General features: G+C 38.9%; 22 protein-coding genes. 15 read left to right on the top strand and 7 right to left on the bottom strand.

Going from position 1 to position 25657, the window contains the following annotated elements:
* Positions 1-113 precede the first annotated feature (113 nt).
* The 10 genes from cyaY (at position 114) to DM558_RS11280 (ending at position 11509) form a co-directional block, all read left to right on the top strand.
* Positions 114-440, top strand: a complete 327-nt coding sequence (cyaY, locus tag DM558_RS11325) for an iron donor protein CyaY (protein WP_127164105.1) — start codon at positions 114-116, stop codon at positions 438-440.
* Between the two features lie 122 nt (positions 441-562).
* Complete coding sequence (gcvT, locus tag DM558_RS11320; RefSeq protein ID WP_127164104.1) at positions 563-1642, top strand: glycine cleavage system aminomethyltransferase GcvT; 1080 nt, start codon at positions 563-565, stop codon at positions 1640-1642.
* A gap of 20 nt (positions 1643-1662) precedes the next feature.
* Positions 1663-2046 carry a glycine cleavage system protein GcvH gene (gcvH, locus tag DM558_RS11315; protein WP_127164103.1) on the top strand — a complete coding sequence of 128 codons (384 nt, stop codon included), beginning with the start codon at positions 1663-1665 and terminating at the stop codon, positions 2044-2046.
* A 173-nt stretch (positions 2047-2219) separates the two neighbouring features.
* The gene (gene gyrA, locus DM558_RS11310) at positions 2220-4907 is read left to right on the top strand and encodes a DNA gyrase subunit A (protein ID WP_127164102.1); all 2688 of its coding nucleotides are present in this window, start codon (positions 2220-2222) and stop codon (positions 4905-4907) included.
* 49 nt (positions 4908-4956) lie between these two features.
* Positions 4957-6042 carry a 3-phosphoserine/phosphohydroxythreonine transaminase gene (gene serC / locus DM558_RS11305; protein WP_127164101.1) on the top strand — a complete coding sequence of 362 codons (1086 nt, stop codon included), beginning with the start codon at positions 4957-4959 and terminating at the stop codon, positions 6040-6042.
* A gap of 10 nt (positions 6043-6052) precedes the next feature.
* Positions 6053-7144, top strand: a complete 1092-nt coding sequence (gene pheA, locus DM558_RS11300; protein WP_407644321.1) for a prephenate dehydratase — start codon at positions 6053-6055, stop codon at positions 7142-7144.
* Between the two features lie 39 nt (positions 7145-7183).
* Complete coding sequence (locus tag DM558_RS11295; RefSeq protein WP_127164099.1) at positions 7184-7942, top strand: Nif3-like dinuclear metal center hexameric protein; 759 nt, start codon at positions 7184-7186, stop codon at positions 7940-7942.
* A gap of 111 nt (positions 7943-8053) precedes the next feature.
* A complete protein-coding gene (cysD, locus tag DM558_RS11290; RefSeq protein ID WP_109704268.1) occupies positions 8054-8971 on the top strand; it encodes a sulfate adenylyltransferase subunit CysD in 918 nt (305 codons plus the stop codon).
* Positions 8971-10863, top strand: coding sequence for a sulfate adenylyltransferase subunit CysN (gene cysN / locus DM558_RS11285; RefSeq protein WP_127164098.1), 1893 nt, complete (start codon positions 8971-8973; stop codon positions 10861-10863). Before cysD ends, cysN begins: the two co-directional genes overlap by 1 nt.
* A 67-nt stretch (positions 10864-10930) precedes the next feature.
* Positions 10931-11509 (top strand): hypothetical protein, encoded by a 579-nt coding sequence (locus DM558_RS11280; protein WP_127164097.1) that lies wholly within the window; start codon positions 10931-10933, stop codon positions 11507-11509.
* 46 nt (positions 11510-11555) lie between these two features.
* Here DM558_RS11280 and DM558_RS11275 read toward each other — a convergent pair whose 3' ends face one another.
* The 6 genes from DM558_RS11275 to tkt form a co-directional block, all read right to left on the bottom strand.
* Positions 11556-12926 carry a DUF945 family protein gene (locus DM558_RS11275; protein WP_164731450.1) on the bottom strand — a complete coding sequence of 457 codons (1371 nt, stop codon included), beginning with the start codon at positions 12924-12926 and terminating at the stop codon, positions 11556-11558.
* 26 nt (positions 12927-12952) lie between these two features.
* Positions 12953-14584, bottom strand: coding sequence for a DUF945 family protein (locus tag DM558_RS11270; protein ID WP_164731449.1), 1632 nt, complete (start codon positions 14582-14584; stop codon positions 12953-12955).
* 119 nt (positions 14585-14703) lie between these two features.
* Positions 14704-15768, bottom strand: coding sequence for a class II fructose-bisphosphate aldolase (gene fba / locus DM558_RS11265; RefSeq protein WP_109701616.1), 1065 nt, complete (start codon positions 15766-15768; stop codon positions 14704-14706).
* Positions 15769-15803: 35 nt separating this feature from the next.
* On the bottom strand, positions 15804-16145 hold the full coding sequence (locus DM558_RS11260; RefSeq protein WP_109701617.1) for a hypothetical protein: 342 nt from the start codon (positions 16143-16145) through the stop codon (positions 15804-15806).
* 79 nt (positions 16146-16224) lie between these two features.
* Positions 16225-17391, bottom strand: a complete 1167-nt coding sequence (locus tag DM558_RS11255) for a phosphoglycerate kinase (protein WP_127164094.1) — start codon at positions 17389-17391, stop codon at positions 16225-16227.
* Between the two features lie 26 nt (positions 17392-17417).
* A complete protein-coding gene (gene tkt, locus DM558_RS11250) occupies positions 17418-19412 on the bottom strand; it encodes a transketolase (protein ID WP_127164093.1) in 1995 nt (664 codons plus the stop codon).
* 258 nt (positions 19413-19670) lie between these two features.
* On the opposite strand from tkt, the gene DM558_RS11245 reads away from it, so the two are divergent.
* Genes DM558_RS11245 through DM558_RS11225 form a run of 5 tightly spaced genes read left to right on the top strand, consistent with a single transcriptional unit; the run spans position 19671 to position 24550 of the window.
* Positions 19671-20792 (top strand): glycosyltransferase family 4 protein, encoded by a 1122-nt coding sequence (locus DM558_RS11245; RefSeq protein WP_127164092.1) that lies wholly within the window; start codon positions 19671-19673, stop codon positions 20790-20792.
* Positions 20789-21595, top strand: coding sequence for a lipopolysaccharide core heptose(I) kinase RfaP (gene rfaP / locus DM558_RS11240; protein WP_127164091.1), 807 nt, complete (start codon positions 20789-20791; stop codon positions 21593-21595). The genes DM558_RS11245 and rfaP overlap by 4 nt, the downstream gene beginning before the upstream one ends.
* Positions 21595-22332: a lipopolysaccharide kinase InaA family protein gene (locus DM558_RS11235; protein WP_127164090.1), complete on the top strand. Its 738-nt coding sequence runs from the start codon at positions 21595-21597 to the stop codon at positions 22330-22332. Before rfaP ends, DM558_RS11235 begins: the two co-directional genes overlap by 1 nt.
* Entirely contained in the window at positions 22329-23084 is a 756-nt protein-coding gene (locus DM558_RS11230) for a lipopolysaccharide kinase InaA family protein (RefSeq protein ID WP_127164089.1), read from the top strand. Before DM558_RS11235 ends, DM558_RS11230 begins: the two co-directional genes overlap by 4 nt.
* Positions 23081-24550 (top strand): lipopolysaccharide kinase InaA family protein, encoded by a 1470-nt coding sequence (locus tag DM558_RS11225; protein WP_127164088.1) that lies wholly within the window; start codon positions 23081-23083, stop codon positions 24548-24550. The genes DM558_RS11230 and DM558_RS11225 overlap by 4 nt, the downstream gene beginning before the upstream one ends.
* Here the strand turns inward: DM558_RS11225 and DM558_RS11220 are convergent.
* Positions 24523-25581 carry a YeiH family protein gene (locus tag DM558_RS11220; protein ID WP_127164087.1) on the bottom strand — a complete coding sequence of 353 codons (1059 nt, stop codon included), beginning with the start codon at positions 25579-25581 and terminating at the stop codon, positions 24523-24525. The genes DM558_RS11225 and DM558_RS11220 overlap by 28 nt on opposite strands.
* Positions 25582-25657 lie beyond the last annotated feature (76 nt).

The raw sequence follows: 25657 nt of genomic DNA, 5'->3' as shown, positions 1-25657 counted from the left end.
CCAAATTCAAATATTTTATTATAGAGAAGTATACCGACCTATTCGGCGATTGACTATTGGTGTATCAGCTTTCGTTGATTATAATGGTGTAAAATATAATTGGGTATTTATTTATGAAGCTAGATGAATCGAAGTATCATCAACTTGTCGACCAGTTACAACAACGGGTTGAAGAAGTATTGGATGAGGCCGATTTCGATGTTGATATGGCGAATGGCATTTTGACCATCGATTTTGATAAGGGTGGTAAAATTATTTTAAGCCGCCAGCCAGCTTTGTTACAACTCTGGGTTGCCGCTAAATCGGGTGGATATCATTTAGTTTATGATGAAGCCGCGGCGATTTGGTACGTATTAAATAGTCATGAGTCCCTTGGGGACTTATTAGCACGCTTAGTGTCAGAGCAGTCGGGCGAGCAACTTAATTTTGAAGGGCTGTAGCTTTAAGGATTGGTATTGCCAAGTTTTTTAGCTATGTTATCTGTATGTTTTATAGAGTGATACATTAAGTAGCAATCCTTGCCTTGTTTAAACACTTAATATGAACTCATGAAGGAGTGTCTATGGTTTTGCAAACCCCTTTATATGAGCAGCATTTAGCTCTAGGGGCGGAAATGGCAGACATTGATGGTTGGATGTTACCTTTGCATTTTGGTTCACAGATAGAAGAACATAATCAGGTTAGAAAAGATTGTGGGATGTTCGATGTGTCCTTTATGGTTGCCATTGATGTGACAGGGGCTCAAGCCAAGGAGTTTTTACAGTATTTGCTTGCTAATGACGTTTCGTTATTGGCTGATGATGGGCGTGTACAATATTCTGTCATGCTAAATGAGCGTGCGGGTATTGTGAGTGATGTATTAGTTTTTCGTATAGACGCAAGGTATCGTTTAATTTTTAATGCAGCACTTCCCGACCAACTTATGTCATGGATGGAGCAGCATAAAGGGCACTTTGATGTTTCTTTTTGTCTACGTTCTGATATGGCTACTTTATCTGTCCAAGGGCCCAATGCAATTAATAAACTACTAGATCAATTAGCTAAGCCTTATGCTGATCAATTAGCTAGTTTAAGCCCTTTGCATAGTATTTCTATTGATGGCTGGTTCATTGCGCGTACAGGCTATACAGGTGAGGATGGTGTTGATATCCTTTTGCCTAAAGATGATGCACAACAGCTTTGGTTAGAGTTAATGGGCGCAGGTATTATGCCTATTGGTATGCGGGCTAGAGATACATTGCGTTTAGAGTCTGGTTACAGTGCTTACGGTTTGGATATTGACGCAGAAACCTCCCCATTATGCTGTAATATGGCATGGGTGATTGCTTGGGAGCCTAGTGACCGGGATTTTGTAGGTAGAGAAGCATTAGAAGCTAAAAAACATGTGAGACTGAATAAGCTAATAGGTTTAGTTTCTGAAGAGCGTGGCTCACTTCATAATGGACAGCCCATACGCATTGAGGGCATCGGTGAAGGTTTTATTACCAGTACAAGTTTTTCTCCAACGTTGAGCAAGTGCATTGCCTTAGCAAAAGTACCTATTGAAACAGGTAGTCGTGCTGAGGTTGAAATCAAGGGGAAATGGTACCCTGTTCGGGTTGTTCCGCCAAAGTTTGTTTGGCATGGAAAAATTTTAATTTAATTGAATAGAGACTAGTGAATATGAGTAATCTCCCACCCCAATTACGTTACACCGAAAGTCATTCTTGGGTGATATTTGAAGATGACGTGTTATTGGTTGGTATTACTGATTATGCGCAGAATGCTTTAGGTGATATTGTCTTTGTTGAATCCCCTGAAGATGGTATGCATTATCAGCAAGGGCAGCAAATAGGTATGATTGAGTCAGTTAAAACGGGCTCGGATATTTATGCGCCTGTTACAGGGAAAGTTGTTGATGTAAATGAAGCTTTAATTAATAGCCCTGAGTTAATTAATGAAGACCCTTATAGTGCTTGGATATATAAAATACTACCCGCCTCAAAAGTTGAGATTGAACAACTTTTAACGGCAAAAGACTATCTGAATCTAATTAATAAAAATTAATTTTATAGCGATGAACTGTCAATTTTTTGACAGTTTCTGCTTAAGTTTCTAGTAAAAAATACTTTTAAAAATGAACGTGTTTTTACTTGTCAAAGTACAACTTGTTTTTCCGTTTTGTGGTATGATATACAACTAAATTTGTAGATCGTCGCAAAACAAGGAACAGGCTTTTTATGGGCACTGAAATCGCCAAAGAAATTCTTCCCGTCAGAATCGAAGATGAACTTAAACAGTCTTATTTAGACTATGCCATGAGCGTTATTGTTGGGCGTGCGTTGCCTGATGTTCGTGATGGTTTAAAGCCCGTGCATCGCCGTGCGCTTTTTGCTATGAGCGAAAATAATAATGACTGGAATAAACCTTATATGAAGTCAGCACGTATTGTGGGTGATGTGATCGGTAAATACCATCCTCACGGTGATACGGCTGTATATGACACTATCGTGCGGATGGCACAACCATTCTCTATGCGCTACATGCTAGTTGATGGGCAAGGTAACTTTGGTTCTGTTGATGGTGACTCTGCTGCGGCAATGCGTTATACCGAAATTCGCATGCAGAAATTGACCCATGAAATGTTGGCAGATCTTGAAAAAGAAACTGTGGATTGGGTGCCAAACTATGATGATTCATTAAAAATCCCTGCAGTACTCCCCACCAAAGTTCCAGCCTTACTGGTTAATGGTTCAAGTGGTATTGCTGTAGGTATGGCTACTAATATTCCTCCTCATAACTTGACAGAGGTTATTAATGGTTGTTTAGCCTTAATTGATGATGAGAGTTTAAGCATTGATCAGTTAATGGAATATATTCCTGGGCCTGATTTTCCTACTGCGGGCATTATTAATGGTCGCGCTGGAATTATTGAAGCCTACCGTACAGGGCGTGGACGTGTCCATATCCGTGCTAAAACTCATATTGAGCAGATGGATAATAACCGCGAGCGTATCGTGGTGACAGAGCTACCTTATCAGGTCAATAAAGCAAGGCTTATTGAAAAGATTGCAGAGTTAGTTAAAGAGAAAAAAATAGAAGGTATTACTGAACTTAGGGATGAGTCAGACAAAGACGGTATGCGGATGGTTATTGAGTTACGTCGTGGTGAAATGCCAGAGGTAGTTATTAATAATCTTTATGCGCAGACGCAATTACAAAGTGTTTTTGGTATCAATGTTGTTGCATTAGTCGATGGCCAGCCTAAAATTCTTAATTTAAAAGAAATGCTAGAGGCTTTTGTCCGCCATCGCCGCGAGGTAGTGACGCGCCGCACTGTATTCGAGTTACGCAAAGCACGTGAGCGTGGTCATGTGGTAGAAGGTTTAGCTGTTGCATTGGCTAACATTGATCCGATCATTGAATTAATTCGTAAATCACCTAGCCCTGCTGAAGCAAAAGAGAAGTTAGTGGCTACTGCTTGGGAAGCAGGCCCTATCCAAGCAATGGTAGAGCGTGCGGGTGCAGAAAGTTGCCGTCCTGATGATTTAGAAGAACAATACGGCATTCATGATGGTAAATATTATTTATCACCCGTTCAAGCTCAAGCCATTTTAGATTTACGTCTACACCGTTTAACAGGTTTAGAGCATGAAAAATTGATTGGTGAATACCAAGAGATTTTAGAGCAAATTGGTGAGTTAATTCGCATTTTAACGATTCCTGAGCGTTTGATGGAAGTGATTCGTGAAGAGTTAGAAAAAGTTCGCGATGAATTTGGTGATGTACGCCGCACAGAAATTGTTGCTTCGCAAATGGATTTAACCACAGCAGATTTAATACCAGAAGAAGAGCGTGTTGTTACCATCTCTTATGGTGGATATGCTAAGTCACAGCCGTTAACAGCTTATCAAGCACAACGACGTGGTGGTAAAGGCAAATCGGCCACAGGTGTTAAAGACGAAGACTATATTGAACACCTGCTGGTTGCGAATAGCCATTCAACACTCTTGCTATTTTCAAGCAAAGGTAAGGTCTATTCATTACGTACTTTTGAGATTCCAGAAGCATCGCGAACAGCGCGTGGTCGCCCATTAATCAATATTATCCCGTTGGATGAGGGCGAAAAAATTACTACTATGTTGCCAGTGGATGAGTTTGCAGAAGGACTCTTTATCTTCATGGCTACTGCAAATGGTACAGTTAAAAAGACACCGCTTGAGCAATTTAGTAAAGTTCGAAAAAACGGTTTGATAGCTCTTGGTCTGAAAGACGGTGATGTGCTTATTTCAGCAGCTATTACTGATGGTAATAGCGAAGTGATGCTGTTTACGGATGAAGGTAAAGTGATTCGTTTTGAAGAGTCAAAAGTGCGTGAAATGGGGCGTACGGCTAAAGGCGTTAGAGGTATACGCTTACCTTTAGAGGGTGATAATGATAGTCTTGATGACGATGAGTCCGTTGTAATCACTGATGACGATGCTGATGATGATAGTGTTGAAACCTTTAGAAGCCATGTTATAGCAATGATCATTCCAGAAAAGAGTGCTTATATTTTAACAGCCTCTGCACGGGGTTATGGTAAGCGTACCGAGATTGATCAATACCCATTACGTGGTCGCGGTGGTAAAGGTGTTATCTCAATGATTACCAGTGAGCGCAATGGTAAAATCGTTGGTGCTGTGCAGGTGCAAGATGGTGAGGAGATTATGCTAATTTCTGACCAAGGTACACTTGTTCGTACTCGTGTTGATGAGATACGACCTATGGGACGTAATACTCAGGGCGTTACGTTGATTAAGTTATCGAGTGATGAAACCTTAGTAGGTTTAGAGCGCGTTCAAGAACCTTCTGAACCAGAAGAAAGCTTAGATGATAATCTTGAAGAAAATGCATCTAATGATGAAAATATTCACACTATTCAATAAAGAATAGTGTGATAGATTAATAAACCCATAAATCATAGAGTAAAACGCCATGACTAAACGAGCCTTTAATTTTTGTGCTGGCCCTGCTGCGCTACCAGAGGAAGTTTTAAAACAAGTTCAAGCTGAGTTATTAGACTGGCAGGGAAAGGGTTTGTCAGTTATGGAAATGAGTCACCGCGGCTCAGATTTTATTGCGCTTGCAGCTGAAGCTGAACAAGATTTAAGAGATCTTTTACACGTTCCCAATAACTATAAGGTACTTTTTTTACAAGGCGGTGCTAGTCAACAGTTTGCACAAATTCCGCTTAATTTAATGCGTGATGATCAAAAGGCTGACTATATTGAAACAGGTATTTGGGCACGTAAAGCAATAGAAGAGGCGGCACGTTACGGTGCGGTGAATGTTGCAGGAAGTGGAAAAGTGTATAACTTCTTTGCTGTTCCTGGGCAAAATGAATGGAAGCTCTCTAAAGATGCTGCTTACGTACACTATACCTCTAACGAAACCATTGGTGGTGTTGAGTTCGATTGGATCCCTGAAGTGGGGGATGTTCCCTTAGTGGTTGATATGTCTTCTGATATTTTATCACGACCTGTTGATGTGTCTAAGTTTGGTGTTATCTATGCTGGTGCACAAAAGAATATTGGGCCTAGTGGGTTAGTGGTAACTATCATTCGCGAGGACTTATTAGGAAAAGAAAGAAGCGATTGTCCCACCATGTTAAATTATAAAGTGGCAGCTGATAATGATTCAATGTACAACACGCCACCAACATTCTCATGGTATTTAGCAGGGCTTGTTTTTAAATGGTTAAAAAAACAAGGTGGCTTAGAGGGCATGAAAAAAGTCAATCAACAAAAACAAGAGTTGTTGTATGGCTATATTGATAGCACAGAGTTTTATAATAACCCTATTAGTCAAACCAGCCGCTCTTGGATGAATGTACCTTTTAGATTAATTGATGAGCGTTTAGACAAATTATTTTTAGAAAAAGCAGAAAAAAATAATTTCTTAAACTTAAAAGGTCATCGCAGTGTGGGCGGTATGCGCGCATCCATTTATAATGCGGTTGGCTTGGAAGCAGTACAAGCATTAGTTGCTTTTATGAAAGAGTTTGAACGGGAGCACGGATAGTTATATGGCAATGGAGCAAGAGTTAAAAGCATTAAGGGTGCGAATTGATGATCTTGATAGCAAGATTTTAGATTTGATTTCTGAACGAGCACGTTGTGCACAAGAGGTAGCCAAGGTTAAAATGGCTAACCTTGCAGAAGGTGAGCACCCTGTGTTTTATCGTCCTGAGCGAGAAGCATTTGTCTTAAAAAATATCATGGAAAGGAATAAGGGCCCTCTAGGCAATGAAGAGATGGCTAGATTATTCCGTGAAATTATGTCGACGTGCTTAGCGTTAGAGCAACCTCTCCATGTTGCTTATTTAGGCCCTGAAGGCACCTTTACACAAGCGGCGGCAATCAAACATTTCGGTCATGCGGTTGTGACTAAACCCATGGCAGCAATTGATGAAGTCTTTAGAGAAGTTGTTGCTGGTGCTGTGAATTTTGGTGTTGTCCCCGTTGAAAATTCGACTGAGGGCGCTGTTAATAACACATTAGACAGTTTCTTAGAGCACGATTTGGTTATTTGTGGTGAGGTTGAGTTACGGATTCACCACCATTTATTAGTGGGTAAAAATACTAAACAAGATCATATTACGCGTATTTATTCTCATGCCCAATCATTAGCGCAATGTCGTAAATGGTTAGATGCTCACTATCCTAACGTAGAGCGTATTGCTGTTTCAAGTAATGCTGATGCAGCAAAACGCGTACAAAGTGAGTGGAATAGTGCTGCTATTGCAGGTGATATGGCAGCTAGCCTTTATGATTTAACGATTTTAAGTGAGAAGATAGAAGATCGCCCTGATAACTCTACACGTTTCTTTATTATTGGTAATCAAGCAGTACCGCCTACTGGCGATGATAAAACATCAATTATTGTGTCTATTCATAATAAACCTGGTATTTTACATGATCTATTAGAGCCATTTCGTCGAAATCATATCGATTTGACGCGTATTGAAACAAGGCCTGCACGTAGTAGTAAATGGAGTTATGTATTCTTTATTGACTTTAAGGGCCATTGCAGTGACCCCCTTATCAAGGCTGTATTGGAAGATATGGGCAAAGGCAGTATTGGTTTAAAAGTCTTAGGCTCTTACCCTCAGGCAGTTTTATAGCAACTAAATATTATTGCCTGATTTTTAGAAGGTTGTTAAATGACTATTGCATTGGCTCAATTAGAACAATACCTTAATTATTATTTAGAAAGTAGTCAGATTAAAGACTATTGCCCGAATGGCCTACAGGTAGAGGGAAAGTCTGAAATTAATAAAATAGTCACTGGTGTAACAGCTTGTCAGGCATTAATTGACGCTGCTATTTCACAACATGCTGATGCAATTATTGTTCATCATGGTTATTTTTGGCGTGGTGAGGAACCTGTTATTACGGGTATAAAGCGTCATCGTATTAAAGCATTGTTAGATAATGATATTAGCCTATTAGCATATCACCTGCCTTTGGATGTACATCCCTTGGTGGGTAATAATGTTCAGTTGGCTAATCTCCTTGGTATTACTGTTGATAAAACATTAAATCCAGATGATCATTCTATTATTGGTTTACAAGGACATTTACCAAGAGAGCTTTCTGTTTCAGAGTTTGCTGAAAAAGTAGAGCAAGCGCTTGGTCGCAAACCGATGGTTGTAGACAATGGAAAGCCTGTGCAAAGAGTTGGTTGGTGTACAGGTGGCGGTCAAGGCTATATTGATCAAGCAGTATTAGCAGGGGTTGATTTATTTTTAACAGGGGAAGCGTCAGAACAGACGTTTCATAGCGCTGTTGAAAATAATATTAGTTTTATTTCTGCAGGACATCATGCAACGGAACGTTATGGTATTAAAGCACTAGGTGAGCACCTTGAAAATCTTTATGATATTGATATTCAGTTTATTGATATTAATAACCCGTTCTAACAAAAAGTTCTAAGTAAATAAGTTTTTATTCTCAAAGTTAAGCTTTAATCTATGATAGAGTGATGTTATTTCCAATAACTAACAATCTATATAGAGAAGGTTGTGAAAGTCATGCTTGAGAATTTAACTCATTTAAAACAATTAGAAGCAGAGAGTATTCATATTATCCGTGAAGTCGCCGCTGAGTTTGATAACCCAGTGATGCTTTATTCTATTGGCAAAGATTCAGCCGTGATGTTGCATTTAGCACGCAAGGCTTTCTTCCCCGGTAAATTGCCTTTTCCTGTGTTGCACGTGGATACGCGCTGGAAGTTTCAAGAGATGTATCGGTTTCGGGATCAAATGGTCAATGAGATGAATCTTGATCTCTTAGTGCATATCAATCCTGAAGGAATTGAGCAGGGCATTAATCCCTTCACACATGGTAGTGCTAAGCACACAGATATCATGAAAACACAGGGCTTAAAGCAGGCATTAGATAAATACGGTTTTGATGCGGCTTTTGGTGGCGCGCGTCGTGATGAAGAAAAATCACGTGCTAAAGAGAGGGTGTATTCATTTCGTGACACTAAGCACCGCTGGGATCCTAAAAATCAGCGTCCAGAACTTTGGAATATCTATAATGGCAAGATTAATAAAGGGGAGTCGATTCGTGTATTCCCTTTATCAAACTGGACAGAGCTCGATATTTGGCAATATATTTATTTAGAACATATCCCCATCGTTCCCCTCTATTTTGCCGCTGAGCGCGAAGTCATAGAAATGAATGGAACACTCGTCATGATTGATGATGATCGTATTCTTGAGCATTTAAGTGATGAGCAAAAAGCAACTATCCATAAAAAGATGGTTCGTTTCCGTACGCTAGGCTGTTATCCATTAACAGGGGCTGTTGAGTCAACGGCTACCACATTGCCTGAGATTATTCAGGAAATGTTACTGACTAAAACATCAGAACGTCAGGGTAGGGTAATCGACCATGATGCCACAGGGTCGATGGAAGAAAAGAAACGTCAGGGGTATTTCTAATGTCACATCAATCAGAATTAATTAGCCAAGATATTTTGGCTTATTTAGCACAACATGAACGTAAAGAGTTATTGCGGTTTTTAACTTGTGGTAATGTGGATGATGGCAAAAGCACACTGATTGGTCGCTTATTGCATGATTCCAAAATGATTTATGAAGATCAATTAGAAGCTATCACTAAAGACTCTAAAAAAGTAGGGACCACAGGAGACGATGTTGATTTGGCTTTATTGGTAGATGGTCTACAGGCTGAACGTGAGCAAGGGATTACCATTGATGTAGCTTACCGCTATTTTAGTACAGCAAAGCGTAAATTTATTATTGCTGATACCCCTGGACATGAGCAATATACACGCAATATGGCAACGGGTGCTTCAACTTGTGATTTGGCTATTATTTTGATCGATGCACGCTATGGTGTACAAACCCAAACGAAAAGGCATAGTTTTATTGCCTCGTTGTTAGGGATTAAGCATATTGTCGTTGCAGTTAATAAAATGGACCTAACGGGCTATGACCAAGCAGTATTCGATAAAATTAAAGCAGATTATTTGAGATTTGCTGAGCAATTAGCGATTGATAGTCAAGCAATCTACTTTGTCCCCATGTCAGCCTTAAAGGGTGATAACGTTGTAAACCGCAGTGAGCATACGCCTTGGTACAGTGGTAAACCGCTCATGGAGATTTTAGAAACGGTTGAAGTTGCTGGTAGTCGTAATTTGGTAGATTTACGCTTTCCTGTGCAATATGTTAATCGCCCTAATCTCAATTTTAGAGGTTTTGCTGGAACTTTGGCGAGTGGTATCGTTCGTAAAGGTGATAATATTTTGGTATTACCCTCAGGTAAGGAAAGCCGCGTTAAGTCGATTGTAACTTTTGATGGCGAATTGCAACAGGCAACACCTGGTGAGGCAGTTACCTTAACATTAGAAGACGAAATTGATATTTCACGGGGTGATCTAATCGTTCATGCTGGCTCAGTACCTACAATCACTGATAATTTTGAAGCTACGTTAGTATGGATGTCAGAAGAACCGATGAGGCCCGGTAAGAAGTATGACATAAAAAGAGCAACTACTTATATACCGGGTACGATTACAGCTATTGAGTACACGGTGGATGTTAATACATTAGAGCATAAACATGCCAGTGAGTTAAAACTTAATGAAATAGCTAAGGTTAAATTATCATTGGATGCGCCTATTGCTCTGGACGGTTATGTTCAAAATAGAACAACGGGTGCTTTCATTATAATAGACCGACTTACTAACGGAACTGTTGGTGCAGGAATGATTTCAGCTACACCGACTACCGTGGGGAGTCGTCAAACAGGTAGTGCACATGTGACTGTTGCTGAACGCATACAGCGTTTTGGGCAAAAACCTGTGACTATTCTATTCTCAGGTTTATCGGGTGCAGGTAAGAGTACACTGGCTTATGGTGTTGAACGTAAATTGTTTGATCGAGGACGTGCAGTGTATGTGTTAGATGGTCAAAATTTACGTCATGACCTCAATAAAGGTTTGCCTCAAGACAGGGCGGGTCGTAATGAAAATTGGTTACGAGCAGCACATGTGGCACGTCAGTTTAATGAAGCTGGGCTAATTGCCTTGGCTGCTTTTGTGGCACCTGATGCTGAGGGTCGTGAGCAAGCCCGTGCTTTGATTGGTAAAGAGCGCTTGATTACTGTTTATGTTCAAGCATCACCTCAGATTTGTAAGCAGCGTGACCCTCAAGGGCTTTATGCGGCAGGAGAAGATAATATTCCTGGAGAGTCTTTTGCTTATGATGTTCCATTAGATGCTGATATTGTGATTGATACACAATCAACATCAATTGATGAGGGTGTCGAGTTAATCATTAAACTACTATGGGAAAAAGAGTTTATTTAACGTGAGGTAACAACAGCCAGATAGATGCTATATTATGCACTATCTGGTTTGAGTATAGGTATATGATGTGTCACGATTAAGGATTCTTTTTTTATTATTAAACATACACTGTTTTACTTTTGCTCAGATAAATGATTTTAGTGCTGCTGTTTGGCAAGTTATCGATGGTTTCAATCAACAAGATAATAGAAAAATAAATTCTCTAATTGATGAAAAAAAAGGTGTTATCGTTTTAACTCGGCTCGGTGTTATTGAACGGTTAGAGTTAGCCCAGAAAATTGATTTTAAAAAGCCAATACCAGAGTATTTGCCCTATTCAGGTGTATCACCTGATCCTAAAGAAATTAAGGCAGGTAATCTTCCCCAGTATAATTGTGATAATGATTCGTGGTCGAAAGTCGGTATTTATTTTGTAGAATCAAATCAAGACGCGCTACTCATGAGAATTGTTGATTTCTTGATCCAGTTCAACGAAGCTAAAATAGAACAAGCACAGTATCAATATTATCAGTTTATTAATGAAAATAGTCGGCGAGTGGTTGCTGTTGATTATGAAGGTAATGCGTTGGTATTTTATTTAACCAAAATAAAAGATGACTGGTATTTAACCATTATCGATAGAGTCAGTGATGATTGCAGTGCTTGAATAAGCAGAGAAAAAGGAGGAACTATTTCTAGTTCCCCTTAAGGTATTAATAAAATAGAGATTGTAATAAATAAGGAATTGAAGCATCTAATGCTGGGTCAGGTTTCCCGTTGACATAGATATGACCCATTTTATATTCTGTCTTGTTCGAAAGCTCACCGTTATTCAATGTAAAGCGATCGTTTTCAAGAAGACCTTGTATAAAAGCCTCTTTTGGCATCGGTAGCTTGCCATGCTTTTCAAATACATCTAAGAATGTTTCAGAAAAACTTGTAGCTAATGTTGCTTCTACGCGATCTTCCGTACTGGCTATTATTTGATTTATCGTTTTAGCATTTGGATCAGCTTCTGGAAGTTTTATATCAAAAGAAATTAATGCATTTTTCTTGCTATCTTTTATCAGCAAATGAGTCTTAACTGATGGTGTTCCTTGAAGATAGCTGATCATAAATGGTTCAACAATTGATAGTATTTCAGCATCAGTTGGGGTTTTTCCTTGCTTTTGTAATGCCTGAAATTTTTCTACATAGTCGATTAAAGGCTTTTTAGGAATATGGTCAAAGTTGAGGTTAAACTCAATAAGATTATTATCAGCAACATCAAGGTCGAGCTCTTTAGGGACTTTAATGTCTGTTAGCTTAAGCGTTGTGTCAGAATCAAGATAGGTATTATCATCAGTTGAGCGTGATATTAAGTTTAATTTACTCTCAAATGTCGATTCTCCTTCAGTAAAGGAGATTTTTTCAATATCGAGGGTAGCTATACTAGAAGAACTGATATTAGCCCATTGTTCAAGATTATGTGTGAATAAACCTCGAGCTTTTAGCACAGTATTTTGGATGACCGCAACTTTGTTATTTTCTGATACTTTAAAATTAGGAATTTCTATGTTTGCATTTAAGTTTTTATCACTATTAACAGTAATAACCCCATTAATTCCTCCCCAGTTAATGTGTGTGGATGGTTTATCTAGTAGAGACTTATTATCAATAACGGGTGAGTAAATATCGATGGCAGTGCTAGAGAACCCTATTTTTGTTGTAACTAATAAAGGTGTTTGGCCTGAGAATAGTTGAATTATCTCATCTTGTGCCTTATTTTTTCCTTTCTCAAGAGCGATGGAACTCTCTATTTTGCCTAAGCCAAAATAGCTAAAAGGACCATGAGTAATTTTATTATCGATAGGAATTTTTACATCATTAATAGTTAAAACTACTCTTGATGTTGAAGAAAACCAACCCTTTTGGTAGTTTTCTTGTGTTATACCTAGTTTTGGGTCTATTTGCGGAAGAGATATTTGCAGTGCTCTTACTTCTTGATTGAATCTATTTTCAATAGTGTTGCCCACAAAGTAGGGTGCACTTACAGCTACACCCGCTAATATAATAATACCACCAACAATAATGCCTTTATTCAAAGTGTGTACTCCTGTTTTTATGCACATTATCTAAAATTACGTGAGTAGTTTTGTAAAAAATCAGGGTCTAATTGCCCATTCACATAAAACATACCGTCTTTAAATTCTATGTTTAAAGTATAGTTACCATTATTATTAATGAAATGTAAACGATCGATTAAATTTTGTTTAAATTGGAGTAAGTCATCATCTAACATTCCTTTTGTTTTTGCAGCAGCATCGATAAGAGGTTCTGCAATGCTGACAGACAATGATGTGCTGGTTCTGCTTTGTGCTTGCATTATCAGCGCTTGAATATTAGATGTAGAGTTATCAGGTTTAGTTAGGGCTGCTTTAAAGTCAAAACTTGCATTACCCTTATCGCCTGTTGTTTTTGCATCAACTGTGAAACTTGGTGTGCCTTGCAATGTAGCGATAGCAAAAAGCTTGCTGTTTTTTTGAAGTGCTTTTGAGCTTTGTATATAAGCATTGAAAGCTTCATTGGATGAGTCATTAATTGAGTTTAACGCGACGATAAACTGATTAATATAGCCTTCAACCACAGTGCTCAATTCTTTTTTAGGTAATCCATTAATGGTATAGCCGAACTCAGCGGTATTGGCTAAATTTTCATAATTTGGAATTTGTAGATTAATGTTTGTTGCACCATAAAGCTCGGAATAATCAATGGTCGTTTTATTATCAGTGATCTGTTGCTTATAGTTAAAATCTAAAAGCGCCTTTGTTTGCATAACATTTACAACAATATTATTGATTGAGGCGGTGGATAGTGAGCTCCAATTAGCATCAACTAGATTATCTCTTAACACCCAAAGTGGGTCTTTGGAAGAAGCGTTCAAGTTAATTTTGCCTGTTGATAAACTACCTTTATCTGCAGTAACTTTAATATTATCAATAGTAAGATCACTGGTATAGCTATTGTCTTTGGTAGAGGCTACTTGAGAAGAAGCTTTATTGATTTCAAGTTCAGTTGCCCCGCCCTTTAAGTCTTTGAGCGTGATTTTATCAATGCTGGCAGAACCATTGATATTAAATTTCTCAGGGAGGTTGATATTAAGGTCTTTATCTAATAAGCGATCAGCAGTGCCTTGGCTTTTTATATTCTCTATTGAGAAGTCAAATACCCCTTTTTCGCCTAGAACTAGTTTTGGCATACTAAAAGAGCTATAAACTGTATTTTTTGAAATCAGGGCAGAGTAGTTTAAACCTTCCCACGTAATACTGCCATTAGGCTCATCGGGTATAGCTTTTTGACCAATGTTAGGTGATGTAACTGTGAATTCCGTTGTATTTAAGAAATTTACTTTTGTGATAATGGTGTAAGGATCTTTTCCATCAAAAAGTTTATTTAAAACATCATCTGCCTTTTTAGGTAGTTCGAATTTACTATTAATACTTGCAATACCAAATGTGCAATAAGGACCATGGGTAATAGTATGGTCAATAACGACTTTACCTATTGTGGTTTTAGCTGATGAAGAAAACCAACCCGCGTTGTATTCTAATTTTATAGTCTCTTTTTGATGAGAGAATGGTTCTAATTTAGCATTAAGGAGAGCAACTTTATGCTCAATACGTTGTTGAACAATTTTCCCTGTAATATAGGGGGCTACACCTATAGCAACTACTATAACGGCGGTAGCGATAATTTTCTTCATATTTTCATCCTTTCTCATCAACTAAAATTTAGCCTAACTTTGAAGTTAGGCTAATAATATAACATAAAGACCCTTTTATTCTTGATGACTTTATCAAGTAATTGTATATGATCAAAGGTCTAGTTAATTTTTGGCTTTAATGCACCTTTAGCATATAAATTAGCCATTGCCTCTAACGATATTGGTTTGATCTTAGAAGCATTGCCCGCTGCACCGAATGCTTCATAACGTGAAATACAAAGCTCTCTCATTGCTTCAACAGTTTTCGCAAAATATTTACGAGGATCAAACTCACTAGGATTTTGTGCTAAGAAGCGACGAATAGCCCCCGTTGAAGCAAGGCGTAAGTCTGTATCAATATTGACTTTACGTACGCCGTACTTAATCCCCTCAATGATTTCATCAACAGGAACGCCATAGGTTTCAGGAATCTCGCCACCAAACTCATTAATAATCTTTAACCAGTCTTGAGGCACAGAGCTAGAGCCATGCATGACTAAATGGGTGTTGGGTATGCGTGCATGAATTTCTTTAATGCGTGCAATAGAAAGGGTGTCACCTGTGGGTGGTTTTGTAAATTTATAAGCACCGTGGCTCGTTCCAATGGCTATTGCCAATGCATCGACTTCTGTTGCTTTAACAAATTGTGCCGCTTCTTCAGGATCAGTTAAGAGTTGGCTGTGGTCAAGCACTCCCTCAGCACCGATACCGTCTTCTTCTCCTGCTTTGCCTGTTTCTAAGCTACCTAAGCAACCTAGCTCTCCTTCAACGGAAACACCGCAAGCATGAGCCATGAGAACCGTTTGTTGAGTAACATGAACGTTGTAGTCGTAGTCTGTAGGTGTTTTGCCATCCTCAGCAAGAGATCCATCCATCATCACGGATGAGAAGCCTAACTGAATTGAACGCTGACAAACAGCAGGGCTTGTTCCATGGTCTTGGTGCATGACAACAGGAATATGAGGGAATTCTTCAATAGCAGCTAAAATGAGGTGACGTAAAAAAGGAGCCCCTGCATATTTTCGAGCCCCTGCTGAGGCTTGAACAATGACAGGAGAGTCAGTTTTATCAGCGGCCTCCATGATGGCGCGCATTTGTTCTAGGTTGTTTACATTAAAAGCAGGAATGCCATAACCGTGCTCCGCAGCATGGTCGAGCATTTGTCTCATACTAATCAATGCCATTTTTAAATGATCTCCTACATCTGTCAATTAGTTAATTAATTGGCCTTACAGTCTTGCCCAATTATTTCGTCATTGTTTGCTAAAAAAATTACCCCTGATGAGTCTTTTATTCTAAAGGCTAAATCGCCATTAGAGTAAAGAATGCCTTTAGCAGTGGTCTGTATCTTATCTAAAATATAAAGTTTTTCACTGCCGTCTAAACGCAGTTGAATTTTAGTCGCTTTTTTGTTTTCAGCTTGCCATTCTATAATAGCACCTGTATCACACACCCATTGATGGCTTTGTAGTGGCGCTACGGGTATATCTGTTTCGTTATGACTGCAACTAATTAGTAAACAGGATGTTAAAAAAATACAAGCCAATTTTAAACAGTTCATTTACTTTCTCAATAATTGGTTGATTTAAAGATGTTTTATAACATCCATTGAAATAACAAAACAGTTTTATAAAACAACATTAGTCTTTGGCACGCTGTTCTAATATAGCGACCGCAGGGAGCGTTTTACCTTCAACAAATTCTAAAAAGGCACCGCCGCCTGTTGAGATATAAGATACTTTTTCAGTAATACCAAACTTATCAATGGCTGCTAATGTATCACCTCCGCCAGCAATAGAAAATGCTTCGCTCGTAGCAACTGCTTTAGCAAGATTCTCTGTACCTTTAGAGAACTGATCGAATTCAAACACTCCTACAGGGCCATTCCATAAAATGGTTTTGCTGTAGCTTAATAACTCAGCAAAATGCTTTGCAGTATTAGGGCCAATGTCTAAAATCATATCATCAGCGGCAACATCGCTAATATTTTTTATGGTTGCTTGTGCGTCAGATGAAAATGCTTTGGCAACAACCACATCTGAAGGTAATGGAACATTAACGAGCTCAGCGATTTGTTTGGCAGTCTCTATTAGCTCAGGTTCATAGAGTGATTTACCAACAGGATAGCCAGCAGCAGCTAAAAATGTATTAGCAATCCCACCGCCAACGATCAGTTGATCACATAATTTAGCTAATGAATGTAATACATCGAGTTTAGTTGAAACTTTAGAACCCGCAACAATTGCAGCCATAGGTTTAGCAGGACTGGATAAGGCTTTTGAAAGTGCAGAGAGTTCTGCGCTTAACAAAGGGCCTGCTACAGCTGTTTTTGCGAACTTGGCAACACCATGGGTTGATGCTTGTGCACGGTGTGCTGTACCAAATGCATCCATCACAAAAACATCACAAAGATTAGCGTATTTTTGGGCCAGCTCGTCACTGTCTTTCTTTTCACCTTTATTAAAACGAACATTTTCTAGCAAAACAACTTCACCGACGTTTACATCAGGTGCTTTATCTAGGTAGTCTTTAATGAGTTTGACAGGTTGGTTTAATGCTTTGGAAAGATAGTTAGCTACAGGAGCCAAGCTATCTTCCTCAGAAAAAATACCTTCCTCAGGGCGTCCTAAGTGAGAGCATACAATAACAGCTGCACCTTGTTTTAGGGCTTGCTTAATCGTTGGAATAGCAGCCGTCAATCTGGCATCACTGGTGATGACACCATCTTTGACAGGAACGTTAAGGTCTTCACGGATTAAAACGCGTTTACCTGTTAAGTTCTGATCTTCCATTTTTAAAACATGCATATTGATAACCTTATTTTTACCGTTTATTAAATAAGTTCTTTAGCAATGGCTACTACGTTTTCAACAGTAAAACCAAATTCTTTAAATAATGCAGGCGCAGGAGCTGACTCACCAAATGATGACATGCCAATAACGCGTCCATTAAGGCCTACATATTTATACCAGAAGTCAATGTGCGCTGCTTCAATGGCAACCCTTGCTGTTACATCACTGGGTAGAACAGATTCTTTATAAGCTATGTCTTGTCGATCAAACACTGTGGTACTTGGCATTGAAACAACGCGTACTTTAGTTCCTTGCACGGTAAGCTCTTCATAAGCTTGCATGGCAAGGTCGATTTCTGAACCTGTTGCAATGAAAATCAGATCAGGTTTTCCAGCACAATCTTTTAGGATGTAAGCACCTTTTTCGATGTTAGTAATTTGCTCTGGTGTGCGTAATTGATGTTGTAGGTTTTGTCTTGAGAAAATCAAGGCGCTAGGGCCATCTTCACGTGCAATAGCAAATTTCCATGCAACGGCTGATTCAACAGCATCACAAGGACGCCATGTGTCTAAATTAGGCGTTAAGCGCAAGCTAGCAAGTTGTTCAACAGGTTGGTGAGTTGGACCATCCTCCCCTAAACCAATAGAATCATGGGTAAATACATAAATGACACGTTGCTTCATTAACGCCGACATACGAACAGCATTGCGGGCATATTCCATAAAGATTAGGAATGTCGCACCATAGGGAATAAAACCACCGTGTAACGCAATACCATTCATAATGGCGCTCATACCAAATTCACGCACACCGTAGAATAAATAGTTACCACTTGCATCATTAGGACCAATGCCCTTGCAGCCTTTCCATAAGGTTAAGTTAGAGCCCGCTAAGTCAGCAGAACCACCAAGTAGTTCAGGTAATAGAGGACCGTAGGCATTTAACGCATTTTGGCTCGCTTTACGTGAGGCTATCGTTTCTGCTTTTGCATTGATTTCATTGATATATTGATCAGCTTGAGCTGGGAAGTTTTCTGGGAGCTCATGGTGTATACGACGGTCAAATTCTTCTGCTAATTCAGGGAATTTATTTTTATATTCAATAAAGATGGTAAACCATTCTTTTTCTGCTGCTGTTCCTGCCTGTTTATGATCCCATGCTGCATAAATATCATGAGGGATATCAAATGGCTCATGAGGCCAATTAAGTGCAGCACGAGCCGCTGCAATTTCTTCATTGCCTAGTGGCGCACCATGGCAGCTTTCTTTACCTTGTTTGTTTGGTGAACCAAAACCAATAATCGTTTTACAGCAAATAAGTGTTGGTTTGGTGGTTTCATTTTTTGCTGTTTCGAGAGCAGTTTTTATTTCTTCGGCATCATGGCCATTTACATTACGGATAACTTGCCAACCATAAGACTCAAAACGAAGTGGGGTGTCATCAGTAAACCAGCCTTCCACTTCTCCATCAATGGAAATTCCATTATCATCATAAAAAGCGATGAGTTTGCCTAATTTTAATGTCCCCGCTAAAGAAGAAACTTCATGGGAAATTCCTTCCATTAAACAACCGTCCCCTAAAAATACATAGGTGTTGTGATCAACGATCGGGAGATCAGGTTTATTAAATTGATCGGCTAAAATCTTTTCTGCAATAGCCATACCTACGGCATTAGCTAAACCTTGCCCTAAGGGGCCTGTTGTGGTTTCTACACCAGCGGTATAGCCAAACTCAGGGTGACCAGGCGTGCGTGATTGAAATTGTCTAAAGTTCTTTAAATCATTAATAGAAAGATCATAACCCGATAAGTGGAGTAATGAGTAAAGTAACATCGAACCATGACCATTTGAAAGCACAAAACGGTCACGATTTACCCAATTGGGGTTGAGAGGGTTATGTTTTAAAACACCACGCCATAGGACTTCTGCAATATCGGCCATTCCCATAGGGGCACCAGGGTGTCCACTGTTAGCTTTTTGGACAGCATCCATACTTAAGGCTCTTATAGCGTTAGCGCATTCACGATGGCTCGGCATGTTTAAAAATCTCCTACAAAATAAAAGGTCAATAGTGTATAAGTGATTATCAATCTGCTTATTATACCTAGAATATTAAAAGGCAGGTTAATATCTTTAGTTTCGACAATAACTTTTTACATTAGGCTATTCTATGGCGTGTTTTTGGCAGGTAGAAAGATACAGAATTATTTTTACTATAAAACAATGTTATGATTGATAGCATAAACAAATTAAAATACGTTATGTAGTATATTAAACAGTATTTTGGAGTGATGAATGCAGTTAGCCTTTATTTTGTATAAATATTTTCCTTTTGGTGGATTACAGCGTGATTTTATGCGGATTGCGCTTGAGTGCCAAAAGAGGGGGCACCGCATTCGTGTTTATACCATGATTTGGCAGGGTGAAATCCCAGATGGTTTTGAGGTATTAATCGCGCCGGTGAAAGCATTTTTTAATCATAATCGTAATGAGAAATTTAGAGCTTGGGTTAAAGCCGATATGATGAAACGACCCGTTGATAAAGTCATCGGTTTTAATAAGATGCCCGATTTAGATATGTATTACGCAGCAGACCCTTGCTTTGAAGATAAAGCACAAAATTTACGTCATAAGTTTTATAAAAAAACAGGCCGTTATCGTCATTTTTATGAGTATGAACATGCTGTTTTTAGCCCTCAGTCTAAAACGCATATTCTAATGATTTCAGCATTGCAGCAGCCTTTATTTGTGAAACATTATCAAACGCCAGCTGAACGTTTCCATTTGTTACCACCAGGTATTGCTCTCGATCGAAAAGCGCCTAGTAATGCATCTGATATACGTCAAGCCTTTCGGCAAGAGTTCCATATTAAAGATGATGAGTTATTGATTACACAAATTGGCTCGGGCTTTAAGACAAAAGGGCTTGATCGGTCATTAAAAGCATTGGCTAGTTTACCCAGTGAGTTAAAGAAGAAAACAAAGTTTATTGTTATCGGGCAAGATGACCCACGTAGCTTTTTATTAATGATTAAGAAATTAGGTTTGTCCGAACAGGTCACTATTTTAAAAGGGCGTAGTGATATTCCACGTTTTTTATTAGGTGCTGATGTGTTAATCCACCCTGCTTATAATGAAAATACAGGAACTATTTTATTAGAAGCCATGGTTGCTGGGCTTCCTGTACTTGTTACCGATGTGTGTGGTTATGCCCATTATATAAAAGAAGCAAATTGTGGTGTCGTTGTTGATAGCCCTTTTGATCAGCAGGTACTAAATCAAGCATTACAATCGATGTTAACGAACCCTTCTTCGCGTTTGAGTTGGCAACAAAATGGCCTTAATTATGCAGAGAGTGCAGATATCTATAGTATGCCAGAACGCGCAGCCGATATTATCTTGGGAGTGCAAGCATGATACTAGAGTTGCATGAGCCCTTTAAACGGTTATGGAATGGAAAAGATCCTTTTGATGAAGTGGAAAAACTTAAAGGCGATGTTTATCGTGAACTGAGTGGTCGCCGAACCTTGCGGACTGAGGTAGATGGTAAAGGGTATTTTGTTAAAATTCATCGGGGTATCGGTTGGGCTGAAATATTTAAAAATCTTATCACTGCTAAACTTCCTGTTTTAGGGGCTGGGCAAGAGTTAAAGGCGATTAAAAAACTCACTTCGGTGGGGGTTGATACCATGAAGGCCGTTGCGTTTGGCGAGCGTGGCGCAAACCCTGCTAAACAATACTCTTTTATCATTACTGAAGAACTAGCACCAACGATAAGTCTTGAGGATATCAGTTTAAACTGGGTAAAAGAACCGCCACAGCCAACGTTAAAATGGGCATTTATTAAGCGTGTAGCAGAAATGGTAGGTAAAATGCATCGGGCAGGTGTTAATCATCGGGATTGCTATATTTGTCATTTTTTATTACACACAGATACAGAGATAACTCCCGAGCAGTTTAAATTATCCGTTATCGATTTACACCGTGCGCAAATCCGGCAGCATTTACCTAAGCGTTGGCGCGATAAAGATTTAGCTGCCTTGTATTTTTCTGTGTTAGAAATAGGACTCACACAACGAGACTTATTACGATTTTTAAAAATTTATTTTCAAAAGCCGCTATCAGCTATTTTTAAAGAAGAAAGCGAGCTATTTATTCAACTTAATGAAAAAGCAGCAAAGTTATATAAACGTAAGCAGAGGTATGGTGAGGCAATTTAATGGCTGAGTGGAAGTTAAACCCAGAGTATCAATCATTAAATAACTATTTCGGTAGTTTAGAAGCTGTTTTCTCTCAAGAAGGTGAGCGTATTACAAAAGACCGTGTTTCTGAAGTGGTACGGGTAGAGATTGAAGGCGAAAGGTATTATGTAAAACGTTATTGGGATGCAGGTAAAGGTATCCGGCGATATGTGGGTAAACCTCGCATTAAACGAGAGTGGCAGAATATGCAACGCTTCAAAAAATGGGGTATCCCTACTGCTGAGGTTGTTGCTTCTGGATTAGAGCGAGATAGCAAAGGTTTATTTGCTCGTGGCGCGATGGTGACAAAAGAAATCCCCAATACAGTTGATTTGTCTATGATCGTCGCTAATGCGGATCATCGGTTGAACGATTACAACTGGGTTAACAGCATTAGCTTACAATTAGCTAAAGCCACGCGCAAAATGCATGACCATAACTTTGCTCATAATGATTTGAAGTGGCGCAATTTATTGGTTGATGATAAGAACCAATTATTTTTTATTGATTGCCCATCAGGTTCTTTTTGGTATGGCTATATGTTTTCCTTTAGGCGTATTAAAGATCTTGCATGTCTGGATAAAGTAGCCAAGTACCATTTAACGCAAACACAACGCTTACGATTTTACTTACAATACCGTGGGCGCGATCGTTTAAACGATAAAGATAAAAAAAGAATACGAAGTATTGTACGGCTTTATGAAGGTAGAGAATGAACGAGTTTATTGCAGCAGCAGATCGGGCACTATTGAGTGAGCATGGCTTAGATTCGTTTGAAGCTTTGTGGACGCTACAGTTAGAGAGTGTTGATGAACCTAATAATGAGCGGGGTGGATGGAGCTCAGTGAGCTATTTAAAATTAGGCGATAAAGGCTACTTTCTAAAACGCCAATCTAATCACCTAACACGCTCTTTAAAAGCCCCTTTTGGTGAGCCAACTTTTGCGAGAGAATTTCGTAATATAGAGCATTATCAGGCATTAGGTATTCCTGCCGTAACAGCAGCGTACTTCGCTACTCGAAAGCTTCTAGGGGAAAAGCAAGCTATTCTAATGACACATGCTTTGGATGGTTGGCGAGACTTAGAAAGTTATCTGCAGGAATGGGATTCCTTGCCAAAAAATGAACAACGGGCGTTAATAGAATCTTGCGCTAAATTATTAAAAAAACTGCATGATAAAAAAGTATTGCATGGGTGTTTTTATCCAAAGCATATTTTTTTAAAACAAACAGGCTCAGCATTTGAAAGTTGTCTTATTGATTTAGAAAAAACAAGGGCATTACATGGAAAACGTGATCGCTTAAAAGATATTGATACTTTAATAAGACGGACTAAGAAACAATGGCTAGAGAGTGAGTGCCGATTATTTTTGAGTATCTATTTAGCAGAGTCAGAGAATTCGCCTCTAGTAACGGAGTGGTTTACTTGGATTATTAAACGTAATAGAGTAAAGGAGCAAAGGGCTTGAGGCTATTAGAGCTTGCTCATGCTGGGCGAAACATACAGTTGCCTTTATCTATCGAGTTAGATAGTACATCGTCATTGGTTATAGAACAATTGTTGCGCGTTTTGCCTAATCGCCGTTATGTCGCTAAAGCTGATTGGCTAGGGAAAACAGTCCTCGCTAAATTATTTGTGGGTGATAAGGCCAAAAAGCATTACGCGCGTGAGTTACAAGGTGTCAGTTTATTAGCACAACAGCATATCAGTACTCCTAAACTATTAGCCCATCATGTGAATGATGAGGGGGGATATTTATTTTTTGAGTATTTAGAAAATAGTCAAACTTTAGATTATCAATGGAGACACTTAGCAAGCGAATCAATGTTACGCTCAACAGCACAGCAGAATATTTTGCAACAAGCGTTAGCTTCCATTGCTATATTGCATTTACAGGGATTATGGCAAGAAGATTTGCATTTAGATAATCTGCTAGCGAAAGAAAATTGTCTTTATTGGATTGATGGTGATGGTGTCTCGGTTGAAAAGCCAGGGAATCCACTTTCTAAAGATAAAGTAACCAATAATCTAGCCGTTTTTTTTGCACAATTACCTCCTGAGATTGACACTTTATTACCTGAGTACATTCGTTATTATCAGCAATACAATACAACTGTAACTTTATCGGTTGATGAGTTATACAAAGCTATTGTTAGTATTAGGAAGTGGCGAGTAAAAAATATACTAAAAAAAATTCGTCGTGATTGTACGCTGTTCAGTGTAAGGAATACGCTGAATGGTTTTTATGGTGTTGTTCGCCAACAGGAGGCAACCTTAGCCCCTTTACTAGCTAATCCTGACCAATTTATCGATAAGGGACGTTTTATTAAAGGCTTTGGTACGACGAATGTCGTTGATACCGTGGTTAATGGTCTGCACATTGTCTTAAAGCGTTATAACATTAAAAGTTTTAAACACAGGTTGAGTCGCTTTTGGCGTCCTACTCGTGGTTGGCATTCTTGGCAGGAAGGTTTTAGGTTAATGATGCTAGGTATTCCTACAGCGAAGCCATTAGCATTGATCGAAGAGCGGTTTCAAGGCATGCGTGGTAGGGCTTGGCTGATAACAGAGTTTTTAGAGGGCCCTGATTTATTAACACATTTAAAACGTTATGAACAAAGCGAAGTGCCTAGTGTAGAGTTAGAGGCGATAGGTATTCTGTTTGATTGTTTAATTGCGCAGCGCATTACCCATGGTGACTTAAAAGGAACTAATTTATTTTGGGTCAATCAGCAGTGGGTACTTATTGATTTGGATGCAGTAAAACAACATCACAATAATCGTTCATATCAGCGGGCTTATGCGAAAGATCGTGCACGGTTTTTAAGAAACTGGCCAAAAGGATCTGCGTTATATACACAGTTTGGCCAGTATTTACCGACAGTTGATCAGGTAATTGATCATTATTATAGGCTTAATGGTGTAAAAAACTGATGAACACCTAGGTTAATTGCATAACCGCCTACAATCAAAAATATAAATAAACTACCTGCTAACAATAATGGTTTCGCGCCAGCTTGGCGGATTGCTCCAAGACTTGTTCTGACACCTAATGCGGCCATGGCCATGGTGAGTAAAAAAGTATCTAGCCCATTAATGAGTGTGATCATTTGGCTTGGTAAGCTGATTAAAGAGTTAAACAATACAACTAAGATAAAGAATACAGCAAACCAAGGAATTGTGATTTTAGTTTTATTGGCATTTTTGCCTTTTTTTGATAAACCAAAAGATAATACCATTAAAAATGGGGCTAGTAGCATGACACGAAGCATTTTTTCAATAACAGCAGCAGAAGCTGCCTCAGGGCTAATGGCGTTACCTGCAACCACAACTTGAGCTACTTCGTGAATGGTTGACCCTGCAAATACACCGTAAGCCTGCTCTGATAAGTGTAAGTAAGGAAAAAGAAGAGGGTATAAAAACATTGCCATAGTTCCGAATACAACAACGGTAGCTACTGCAACAGAAACTTTATGCGCCTGCCCTTTTACCACAGGTTCGGCAGCCATGACAGCTGCGGCACCACAAATTGAGCTACCTGCACCAATGAGCATGACCGTTTGCTTATCTAGTTTAAATAGTTTAGTTCCTAAAAAGAGTGCTAAGGTAAAAGTACTGGCAACTATGATAATAGCGGTAAATAGCCCTTCTAAACCTACAGAGCTAATTTGTTGAAAGGTAATTCTAAAACCATAAAAAATAATCCCTAAGCGCAACAGATTATTTTTAGAAAAATCTACACCTGTATCTGTATAAGTACTTATTTTTCCGAAAAATGTATTGCCAATCACGATACCTAATACAATAGCGATGGTTAATGCGCTTAATCCTAATGTGTTAATCACTGAAAGGGTAGCAAGGTATTCGCTAGCGCAAGCAATAGCTGCAATTAAAACAAGTCCTAACCAAAAATGGTTTATTTTTATGTGTTCAACGTTATGGGTTATTTTATAGTCATGTAACATCGGTATTTACTTCCTTAAAACTATTTGACATAAGCTTATTACAATATATATCATGAATAAAATATATATTTTTTAT

This window comes from Entomomonas moraniae, from assembly GCF_003991975.1.
Taxonomy (GTDB): Bacteria; Pseudomonadota; Gammaproteobacteria; order Pseudomonadales; family Pseudomonadaceae; genus Entomomonas; species Entomomonas moraniae.
The sequence above is the reverse complement of the archived record's forward strand: the minus strand, read 5'-3'. Positions and strand labels throughout refer to the sequence as shown.